We start from the raw sequence: 10,501 nt of genomic DNA, 5'->3' as shown, positions 1-10,501 counted from the left end.
AAACTTTGTGAAGCTATCGCAAGCGTCTTTAATAGCTTGCTTAGTTACATTATTTGAATAATTATTTAACCAACTATATTCTTTTGTTTTCTTTAAAATAGTTAGTTCTTTTCTTAGAACACTATCTTTAAGAAACTTTCCACCTTTATCATAGTTATCTTTTTGTCTTGCTAAAGCAAAGTTATAAGCCCATCTACTTACACCAGCATTTTCAAATAACTTAGTTCGCTGCTTGTTATTTGGTTTTAACATCACTTTGTAAGTTTTAATCATTTTCTTTCATTTCCCTTATTATTTTTTGGGCTTTATTAGCTCGCTTACCTTGTAACTTAGCAGCAAATACTGTTACTATTTGGATCACATAGTGTATTTGCCTTTCTAGGTCATCTTTTTGTTTATTACTAGAAACTCTTCAATAACCTACTGTTATTTTATCTTTTGGTTTTATTCCTAATATAGAATTTAATTGACCTTGGCTATACATTCTGTGTCCACCTTCTGTAACAAACGAAGGCTTCCCCCTAAAAACACCATAATAACTGCTATTAGCATTGTACTAAAATTAATCATAACATTCAAACGTTTGCATCTAAACAGTTACTTGTAAGAGAATTAAACTCTTGAGAGGGAGCTATTAATCGCTCTAGTTATCACCTCCATAAATTTAAAAAACCCCGTTATGTTAAAAACATAACGGGGTTATTGCTTCCAATTGGCTTTTATCAAAAAATCAGCTTATCGTTTCCATCTTTTTATCCATCGAATATGCTATTAACTCGTAGTCCGGAGTATAAATGAATTTACCAGTGATTACTTCGTCGCTATTAAGAATATGTTCTAGGTAAATATTATCTCCTTGTGCTTTAGGTAGAGCTAATATTTCATTAATATTTTTCCACTCTAATATTCCCTCTTCACAATCCAAATTCAATTCTCCAGTATAACTATCGGCAAAGTAAGTAAACATCATCCACTCTTCAATAAATTTTTCACCATCTTTAATGATGATGTTAAAAACCCCCCTTAAGACAGGATTTATAAGTTTTAGATTAGTTTCTTCATAGAATTCTCTAATAACAGCTTCTTGTATCGTTTCAGTTGTTTCCACCTTCCCACCTGGAACAACCCACCAGCCTCTTCTTGGTTTTTGAAGCATCAAAACCTGTTCTCCCTTTTTCAATAAACAATTCGCTACTCTTTTCAATTTATTCACCCCTTAGTTTTCCCAAACACTATTTTATCAAATAATCCGTCTACACAAAAATAGCATGGTAAGATAACCATGCTTCAAAAAAATCTATAGAAAAGGGGGTCAATTCTTAACTACAGTATACCCCCTTTATGTTTCACTTATATTACAACGGTATTAAAAAACTATTACATTAATTTTTAATCCCCTAGACTCTCAATATAATGCTGCACTGCCATAGCTGCAATACTGCCATCTCCCGTAGCAGTTACTACTTGACGCAATGATTTTTCACGTACATCTCCTGCGGCAAAAATCCCTGGAACTTTAGTTTCCATATTATCATTGGTTAAGATATAACCAGCTTCATTAGTAATTCCTAGTTTCTCAACCGCAGATGATAGCGGATCGGTACCTACATAGATAAATACGCCATTCGCACTAATATCGGTTTCTTCGCCAGTTAATTTGTTCTTAATACGAACGCCCTCTACCCTATTTTCACCTAGTATTTCTTCAACTGTAGAGTTCCAAATAAACCCAATTTTTTCATTTTTAAATGCCCGATCTTGTAAAATTTTAGTTGCCCTCAAAGTATCACGACGGTGAATAATTGTGACTTTGGAAGCGAATTTAGTTAAATAAATTGCTTCTTCTACCGCAGAGTCACCTCCACCAACAACAATTAGTTCACGATCCTTAAAAAATGCTCCATCACATACAGCACAATAGGATACACCACGTCCAGATAATTCCTTTTCACCGGGAACACCAAGTAAACGTGGTTTCGCACCCGTAGCTACTATTACCGCCTTAGCTTTGTACTGCTTATTACCTACATCGATAATCTTGTATTCTTTGCCATCTATCACTTCTTTAACGTCACCATAGGCATATTCAGTTCCAAATTTTTTTGCATGCTCAAACATTTTATTCGCTAAATCCGGTCCCATAACATCTTCATAACCTGGGTAGTTTTCAATCTCTCCAGTATTCACCATCTGTCCACCTGGAACACCTCTTTCAATCATTACCGTGGACAAGTTGGATCTAGCTGTATATATAGCCGCAGTCATGCCTGCAGGTCCCGCTCCTATAATGGCCACATCATATATTTTTTCCTCACTCATGTATGCAACCTCCTCTACTTAAAAATATAACACATAATCATCTTAGCGAATTAAAAGTATTTTGTCGAGTACCCAAGGGGGTATTTTATACTTAGACATGTTAAGTTTAACCTAAAGCACATATATCTATTACATATCCATTCTTTAGAGTTCGAAAACATCTTCAAAAATCCCGATATTTTTCGATATGGTACTACTAGATACATGGTATTTTTCACTCAAACTTTCAATTGAAATTGGTTTTTGATGTATTTTCATCACGATATACTCTAATGCCGCTACCCAACCTTCTACCTTACGAATTTGTGGAGTCTTGGGATATGTTTTGCTGATAAATTCATACCACAACGATTTAGCATCAAAAAATTCCTTAACATTATAACTAACATTTTCATTAAGATATTCCAAGACCAATAACCAATTCTTTTTCCAACTCTTTAAATCTGGAGTTTCGCGTGTCATTTCAAACACTTTATTATTGATTAATATTTTAAAGGGCGGTTTGACATTCATTTCTTCTAGAACAAACATAACTTTTTTCTTTAAGTAATAAGACTCTTGTTCATTTAATAGAAATTCCCTTAGCTTTTTTTCAACCATCTTATTTTTATAAATGGATAATCCAATTATACTCAGTTCTTTAACCTTTTCTGAACCGTTTGCTAGCCCCCATTCTAGAATAGAAAGGAAATATGAATGTTTATCCACATCATTTAAATATAATCCGGTAACTAGGTCTTCAATAGGTAACTCATATTGGTAAAAATAATTTGGTAGTTCAATATTAAAATCTTCACTATTCAAATTTGTAATAAAATCTAAATAAAAGCTTGCAATTTGTGAGTTGTTATCTATCCGTAGTATCTGATTCCACCATTTTTCTGCAAAAATAAGCTTCCCACTATTAAGTGCTGCAATAGCCCCATAATGTAATAAAGTTGGATCAGCTATTTCACCTCTATTTAACAACCTGTGTAAATGATTAAAAGCCATCTCGTGTTCTTCTAAAATAGCAAATGTTGTAGCTAGTTTATATAAATATTCTTTTTGAAAAGGATGTAACTTTCGTAAAATATTCAGAATCTGATTCAATTCTTCTTCTTGATTTAAATGTCGATAAAAGATTGCTAAATTACAAAAAGCATGAATGTTTGTATTTTCTTTTTCTATTACTGACTTAGTATGTTCGATAGCCTTAACATAATTTCCTAAGTAAAAATATGCTAAAGCAAGATTGTTTCTAGCAGGTAAATAATCTGGATAATCATTCACTAATTTCTTTAATTTTTTTTCAGCTTCATAATATTTACCTTCATCAAGAAGATTTTTGGCAGCATTATGAACTATATATAACTCATCTTCAGAATCAGAATGCTCAAATCTGACATCATCAACCTCAGAAGAGATATAAGATAACATCTCGTATGCTTCACTAATAAATTCACCGTCTGGTGCCGCATCTATATAACGTTGCAAGTACTTATAGGAAGTTGCAAAATCATCTAAATAAGCATAATTATTTGCTAAATAATAATAACATTCAACTATTGTTGGATCTAATTTTCCAATCACGTACAAAAGCAATTCATTTGATTCTTTAAAGCGGCCCATTTCAGCTAATAGACTCGCAATGTTACAATAATGTACTGGATTATTAGGCTCAAAATCTATAGTTTTCCAAAAATATTTCAAAGCTTTTGGGTAATCTTTTCGATCCAAGTAACGCAATGCCCTATTATAAAAAAATTCCACATCGAACGTCATCGAAATTACCTTGTTACTATTTTTTATAATGGACATCTGATTATGTTCTCCCATAGCATATCCTCCAGATAAAAGCACTTCCATACATTGTATGTTTAATACAGTATATCACAATCAAAATAAGGACTCCATTTCCAAAGTTTATGAATCACAGTTAAAGATTTACCATAATCCTATTTCTTTGGTTGAAGGTAGCAAGTTTACTAACTCCCAACTTTTTCAATAACATTCTTCCCTCTTCGATACCTCTATGGATATGTTCAGGTTTATGAGCATCGGAACCTAATGTAAAAGGAATTCCAAGAGAAATCGCCTTTTCCACAATCCCTGGTGCAGGAAATATTTCTTTAGAAATCTTATACAATCCAGATACATTAATCTCCATTGCCATATTTGCGTTTCGTATTACATTTAAAGTAGTTTCAATCAGAGGATTGATATCGCTTTGGGGTCTGTGTCCATATTTTTTAACTATATCAAAATGACCTATAATATCATATAATCCGCTTTTAGCCGCATTTTGAACCGATAGATAGTAGTCCGTAAAAATCTCATCAATTGACCTTTGTTTCCAACCTTCCATCTGTCTACTGTCAGATAAATCCCATTCTCCAAGGAAATGAATCGATCCTAAGATATAGTCAAAGGGATAAGGACTTAATAGTTTTTCAATCTTTTCTTCATATCCCCTAATGTAGTCAGCTTCCAGCCCCAATTTTATCTCAATATCTTTTTGATATTCTTTCTTTAAATCCAATACTTCAGTAACATATTCTTCAAGTTGATATAGTTCCATTGCTACTCCGGGCAAAATCTTGTCCTTCGTAAGATGAATAATCGGCATATGATCAGATAATCCAATCTGATCTAATCCTAACTTTATTGCATATTCTACGTATTCTCGTAAATTCCCAATTGCATGACCGCATCTCTCATGGTGTGTATGATAATCAATTAACACATAATCCACCTCCTTTTTACATAATAAAGAGTAAAAGTCTTTGCGTCAAATAAATAAATATATAAAAAAATGCTAACGCACCTTTGATTAAGTATTGTATTTTGTATTAGTTTCCTGTAACGTGAGTCTGTCTAACAATCCGTTTGAATAAGTATTAAATGTGGTAGTGAAAAGGTGCTTTTAATACTTTTTTGGAAAAATAATGAATATTTATAGATTTGAAGAAATATCCTCTCCTTAAAACGTCGTACTAACTCTCTAACTCCCACAATGTTAATCAGCCTTCCCAAATTATATGCAAGACAAATAAAGGACCCCTCAGTGTTTACTGAATCAAGACCCCTTGTTAAAAAATATGTGTAACCAAAGTGTCTTTTTATTGTTCCAAAAAGATGCTCTACAATTGAGCCCCTTTTTTTGTAAAGATCATTTTTTTTGATGGTGTTCTCGTTGACCATCTCTATGATTTCTTCATCTTTAAGCCTAGTAATAGCTCTTCCATTTGTAGATGAAGTGCATAAGTCTTTTTTTCCACAGTCCATATAATTTTCACAAACATATCGCTTATAATCTTTACCATTTTGTTTACCGTTCCACTTAAATTCTAAAACGTAACCCATTGGACATATGTAAGCATCATCTGTTTTACTATATTGGAAGTTTGTTTTATCAAAACCATTTCTAGCTTGCTCTTGTTTTCTTTCCTGTCCTTTTATCAATATTTCTGTGTTATCATCAACTGTCTTTATTATCTCAGACATATTAAAATAACCCTTATCTGCTACTGCTGTAATTTTTTGTTCCTTAAATATTTGCTTAGCTTTTTTTATCATATTTGATAGTTGACCTTGATCATTTACATCATTTACTACTTCAAAATCAATTAAAAATTTATGTTTATTATCAACTATGGTTTGCATATTAAAACAAACTTCAAATTTCCCATTATTTTTCATTGATTTTGCATCCGGATCAGTTAAACATATTTGTTTCTTCCCTTGTTCTTTAAGGTCCTTTTTAAGAGTGTTTAGTTGTTCTATTCTATCTTTGTAATCTTCAATCTTCTCAGTTATTGATTGCTTCAAGGTTTCATCATCATTTATATTTAAAAAGTCGCTAATATACTTATCAATTTTAGATTCATAATACTCTATTTTCTTTTTTATAATGTTGTCGTTATAATGTTTGTTTTTTGCACTATTTGCTTTTATTTTTGTTCCGTCTAAAGCTATAAGATTGCCATCAATAAGTCCAAACCCTTTTAACATAAGTGTAAATTCTTTAAATAATTTTTTTATAGCCTCTTTATTATTTTTCATAAATAATGAAAGGGTGCCATGATCGGGAGTAATTCTGCCAATAAGCCACATTACTTCAACATTCCTAGTCGCTTCCATTTCCATCTTACGTGAGACCAGCATTTCGTCCAGAAAAAGTTTTAAATCCTAACTCTTCCAAATTCAAACTGTCTACATATGCATCAATTACTCTTACTGGATTGTCATCACTAATATAATCATCCAATGTATAAGGCAATAAGCTTATTTGATTTCTATCTTCCCCTTCAATAAACGGCATACTATCAACTCCCTTATATTATATATTCGACAGTGATAGCAATTTTCTTTTTTATTCACAATAATTGTTAGACAGACTCACGTACGGTTTGATGAGGGGAAGCTGAAATTAAATAGGCGACCTAAGTCGCCCAAATTAATTTCAGTTTTCTACTCTACAATGAATTACTGAGTTCATCAAATACATAAATATTGGCTTCTCTTAGCAAAATTCTCAATAATCCGATACGCTTCTGTTCTCCGCCCGAAGCAGAATCAATTCTTGTTTCAATATTATATTCATGAAAAAGTTCACTCAATCCAAATCTATCAATCAGATCTATCAACTTCTCTGAATCAAAATAATCAGTATACAATTCAAGATTTTTTCTTAAAGAATCATTGAAAATCAGGCAATTTTGGTTTAATACCGAAAAGTTGTCTAATACATTTGAATGTTCATCTAATTCATATTTATCATAAATAATTGAACCAGAAGTTGGCTTAATTAGTCCGAGTAGTATTCTAATTAATGTTGATTTTCCAGAACCACTTTTCCCTACAATAGCAACTTTTTCACCTTTGGAAATTTTCATATTTATGTCTTTCAATATTTCTTTATCATTAACAATATAGTTTATATTCTTTAGTTCAATATACCTATCAAAACTAACATCTTTTTCATTTTTTTTGTTGATTTTAGGCGATATTTTATTCAATCTTTTTAGTGATACATTCACTTTTCTCCATTCTTTAATTACTTTTGATATATTCAAAAGTGGGTCAACTAAAATCGAATTATACATCATAATAGCGACTAACCCCCCATAGTCATATGACCATAGTAGACTAGAATTGATGTAATAAGATACAATATTCCTATTGTAGACATAAATATCACATAATCTATAGCATACATTTGTCTTGAATGCTTTGTTTCTGCTAGATGTTCAATTCTGTATTTATCACTCTCATGTTTAGCCAATTTTACGAAATTTTCACTTCTTCTATTGGTAATTATTTCTTCAAAATACTTGTTAATGTCATTAAAAAGCTTCCATACACCATCGGAAGATATCCTTGATTTTTCGATTAACTTGTCATATTTGTCAACAAAGTGCTTATTCACATATGCAGCCAATAATCCAACAGCTATTAATGTAATAGTTATAAATGGACTTATAGTCAATACTAATGCAAGACCCAGAATAAAAGAAATTAAAGATCCTAAGAGCTCGCTCAAAGGTTTTATTGAGTTCTCAGATATAATTTTCACATCCTCCAATAATGACGAACTTTCTTCATCAAACCTTCTATTTTTATGTTCATAATAACTTAACGATAAAATCCGATTGAACATTTCTACTCTCAAATTATGCCCCACATCTAAGGCTAATTTATCTATATAAAAATCATTTAATCCTTTAGTTACAGAAGATAATAAATAAAAAAGAATCAAAGAAATTCCAGAAATAATAACCAAAGATAAATCTATTTTTATTGAATCAATCATATATTGTATTAACTTTATTGGCATAAGCGAAAAGAATGCTGACAAAGTAGAATATAGCAATATTGTACTCCAATTTCGAATTTTTAAGTTGTAATGCATTTTAAAACTATTGTTCTTCATTTAACTACTCCTTTACATAAATTCTAACAAAAGGCATATCTCTTTCTACTAGTCGGTTCTAAAAGTGTAGTTAATATATTCATAAGAGTCGTTTTCTCAGCCCCATTATGTCCTAATAAACCAAATATTCCTCTTTCTATGGTAAATGAAACATCATTTAGAGCTTTTTTATCACCTTTTTTATATGCTTTTTCTAAATTGTTTATTTCAATCATTCAACCCCCTCCTATCATTCCTCATCTTAATAAGAAATCTTGAAATATTTATTTCTTTGCAAGCAAAAAATACAGAAGATTTCAAATAAAAATATATAGTTGTGGATGCTAAATAAAATGGATAGTTTGAATAGGTTCCTCGCTAAATAATATTGGCTTAAAATAGTGAAATGTCACCTTCATTTTAATGATAAGCTGATAGGAGTAATATCTTAAGATATTAACAATTTTTTTACTGTAAAAATCTATTTTTAAATTGGATGAATTCTTGTTCAGAGAACCCTTTTTTATATAAATTATTAACCTGCCATAAGCCGCTTTCTCTAATTTTTTCTTTTGTAGAATACTTTCCTAACCAGTTTGAACTTGGTTTGCAATTACTACACTTTGAGATTTCAGCTATAATTTTTGATTCAAGAAACAACCTATTTTCTTTATCATTTTCTTCAAATACAACGAATGAAAAATTATCTTGTATAATCTTACTAACTTCTATTTCAATTTTATTTTGATAGTCTTTGTCGACCAAACTATTATATTTCTGCTTATTTTTCTTTGATGTTAAATCTAACTCCCATACCTTGAGGTAATCGTCATTTCTCATATTTAATAAAGCACGACCTATATTCTTCCTAAAGATACTTCTGTCTTTATTTTCGTCTATAAAATGTTGTATTAGTCTTGATCTAAGTTGGTTATTTCCGGTATGAGTTCCTATTCGTACTATTCTATCTAGTCCATTACAACGTTCTCCTTTTTCGAATAAGATATAAATCCCATTTTGCGGTATTAATTGTTCGTTAAATGGAAAGTAAAACCTATTCAGATTATTGAATATATAGTGAAGATCAGCACATCTTTTGTTCATCTTGCTATACTTCCTTTTAAAAATGATAATTGTTCACCGATTCTCATTCCTTCTAATGGAATTTCATAATTCGAAAAATGCTCTAATAAATATTTTCTGTAGTTGTTACCTGCTAAAATTATAAAATGATCATTTTTTAAATCGAGTCCCTTGTCTTTCATTTGTTTTAATACCATATTGCTCCACTCTATTTTTTCATTTTTCTTCATACTATTTAATGTTTTATTATAAGGGGCAATTTTGTCAGTTGTCTCTATTAATCCATAAAGAGCAGATAATATATATATTTTATCTGGCTTTAAGAATCTAGCATATTTTAAAGAATATTTAAAAAGACTACTATCATATAAGTTTTCAGCTATAGTTTCATAGTCTTTCTTTTTACTCACACAGGATAGTAATACTACTTTTTTCAAACTGATCCCTCCCGATAATAATTGTTATTTTCTTACTTTCGATATAACAATTATTTATCCTTCTATATTGAAATAATAAATTAGTAAATATATATTACTCTATTGAATAAAAAAGTGTTTTTTGCAAGCAAGAATACAAAAAAAATAAGCAGGTTTACAAGCTCTTTAATAAAGCTTGCATAGGCAATATCGTAAGGTAACCAAAACAAAAGCTGTATTCACTACGGACACAGCTTTGTTAAAAATGCTGCTCTACTTGTATACAATGAATATAACAAAAAAGTGGACGAATTGTCATCGTAACCGGGACAAGGTACTTGCCCAATTAAACATCACACAAAAAGAACTAAGATAATCGCTTACCTATAACTTAGCTGTTATTTTCTTACATTCAGAAAAATATATATAATTCCTTTTGAAAATTGGCAAAATATTTAACAAATCCTAATAAAATGGGTATAATTATATTTAATATTTATTTTCATAATTACAATAGAAAAGTGAAATCTAATGATTTCACCTCAGACTGAAGACTAACCTCATGCTAAATTACCTAGTATGAGGTTATTTTTGTCAAAAATGCTTAAAATCTTGGATGAAATAAAAAATTGAGAGCGATTCGGACGTCTCTTCCACGTCCAATTCGCTAGCTTTTTCAAATTCATGGCAGCAAAAACTAACATCGCCTGCATCGAGACTTTTTTCAAACCTCTTAACGTAGTCCAACGCAAACCATGTTTCTCTTTCATATCTGCAAATACTCTTTCTA

General features: G+C 30.6%; 13 protein-coding genes and 2 pseudogenes. 1 reads left to right on the top strand and 14 read right to left on the bottom strand.

Annotated features, from left to right (window positions below; genetic code table 11):
• The 13 genes and pseudogenes from BHF71_RS08900 to BHF71_RS08850 form a co-directional block, all read right to left on the bottom strand.
• The coding region (locus BHF71_RS08900; RefSeq protein ID WP_176717346.1) for a helix-turn-helix domain-containing protein at positions 1 to 273 on the bottom strand (273 nt) is incomplete at its 3' end.
• Positions 266 to 517 (bottom strand): annotated as a pseudogene (locus BHF71_RS12405) (IS607 family transposase); the annotation flags it as partial. The pseudogene BHF71_RS12405 and the gene BHF71_RS08900, both read right to left, overlap by 8 nt.
• Positions 518 to 730: 213 nt before the next feature.
• Entirely contained in the window at positions 731 to 1,204 is a 474-nt protein-coding gene (locus BHF71_RS08895; protein ID WP_069657310.1) for an NUDIX hydrolase, read from the bottom strand.
• A gap of 185 nt (positions 1,205 to 1,389) precedes the next feature.
• Positions 1,390 to 2,319 carry a thioredoxin-disulfide reductase gene (gene trxB, locus BHF71_RS08890; RefSeq protein ID WP_069657309.1) on the bottom strand — a complete coding sequence of 310 codons (930 nt, stop codon included), beginning with the start codon at positions 2,317 to 2,319 and terminating at the stop codon, positions 1,390 to 1,392.
• A 144-nt stretch (positions 2,320 to 2,463) separates the two neighbouring features.
• Positions 2,464 to 4,137: a tetratricopeptide repeat protein gene (locus BHF71_RS08885; protein WP_069657308.1), complete on the bottom strand. Its 1,674-nt coding sequence runs from the start codon at positions 4,135 to 4,137 to the stop codon at positions 2,464 to 2,466.
• 100 nt (positions 4,138 to 4,237) lie between these two features.
• Positions 4,238 to 5,044: a histidinol-phosphatase HisJ gene (gene hisJ / locus BHF71_RS08880; RefSeq protein ID WP_069657307.1), complete on the bottom strand. Its 807-nt coding sequence runs from the start codon at positions 5,042 to 5,044 to the stop codon at positions 4,238 to 4,240.
• Positions 5,045 to 5,175: 131 nt separating this feature from the next.
• Positions 5,176 to 6,447: an IS1182 family transposase gene (locus BHF71_RS08875; protein ID WP_069657306.1), complete on the bottom strand. Its 1,272-nt coding sequence runs from the start codon at positions 6,445 to 6,447 to the stop codon at positions 5,176 to 5,178.
• A gap of 1 nt (position 6,448) precedes the next feature.
• Positions 6,449 to 6,622 carry a transposase gene (locus BHF71_RS11945; RefSeq protein ID WP_141705377.1) on the bottom strand — a complete coding sequence of 58 codons (174 nt, stop codon included), beginning with the start codon at positions 6,620 to 6,622 and terminating at the stop codon, positions 6,449 to 6,451.
• A gap of 154 nt (positions 6,623 to 6,776) precedes the next feature.
• Positions 6,777 to 7,409, bottom strand: a complete 633-nt coding sequence (locus BHF71_RS08870; RefSeq protein WP_069657305.1) for an ATP-binding cassette domain-containing protein — start codon at positions 7,407 to 7,409, stop codon at positions 6,777 to 6,779.
• 8 nt (positions 7,410 to 7,417) lie between these two features.
• Complete coding sequence (locus BHF71_RS08865) at positions 7,418 to 8,233, bottom strand: ABC transporter transmembrane domain-containing protein (RefSeq protein ID WP_069657304.1); 816 nt, start codon at positions 8,231 to 8,233, stop codon at positions 7,418 to 7,420.
• A gap of 23 nt (positions 8,234 to 8,256) precedes the next feature.
• Complete coding sequence (locus BHF71_RS08860; RefSeq protein ID WP_069657303.1) at positions 8,257 to 8,448, bottom strand: ATP-binding cassette domain-containing protein; 192 nt, start codon at positions 8,446 to 8,448, stop codon at positions 8,257 to 8,259.
• Between the two features lie 232 nt (positions 8,449 to 8,680).
• The gene (locus BHF71_RS08855; protein ID WP_069657302.1) at positions 8,681 to 9,316 is read right to left on the bottom strand and encodes a GIY-YIG domain-containing protein; all 636 of its coding nucleotides are present in this window, start codon (positions 9,314 to 9,316) and stop codon (positions 8,681 to 8,683) included.
• Positions 9,313 to 9,732 (bottom strand): DUF6884 domain-containing protein, encoded by a 420-nt coding sequence (locus BHF71_RS08850; protein ID WP_069657301.1) that lies wholly within the window; start codon positions 9,730 to 9,732, stop codon positions 9,313 to 9,315. Before BHF71_RS08850 ends, BHF71_RS08855 begins: the two co-directional genes overlap by 4 nt.
• A 178-nt stretch (positions 9,733 to 9,910) precedes the next feature.
• On the opposite strand from BHF71_RS08850, the pseudogene BHF71_RS12400 reads away from it, so the two are divergent.
• Positions 9,911 to 10,087 (top strand): annotated as a pseudogene (locus tag BHF71_RS12400) (IS256 family transposase); the annotation flags it as partial.
• 184 nt (positions 10,088 to 10,271) lie between these two features.
• Here the strand turns inward: BHF71_RS12400 and BHF71_RS12395 are convergent.
• A partial coding sequence (locus BHF71_RS12395; RefSeq protein WP_084024083.1) for a transposase occupies positions 10,272 to 10,501 on the bottom strand: 230 nt, incomplete at its 5' end.

The sequence above is a fragment of the Vulcanibacillus modesticaldus genome (assembly GCF_001730235.1).
In the GTDB taxonomy this organism is placed as follows: Bacteria; Bacillota; Bacilli; order Tepidibacillales; family Tepidibacillaceae; genus Vulcanibacillus; species Vulcanibacillus modesticaldus.
The sequence above is the reverse complement of the archived record's forward strand: the minus strand, read 5'-3'. Positions and strand labels throughout refer to the sequence as shown.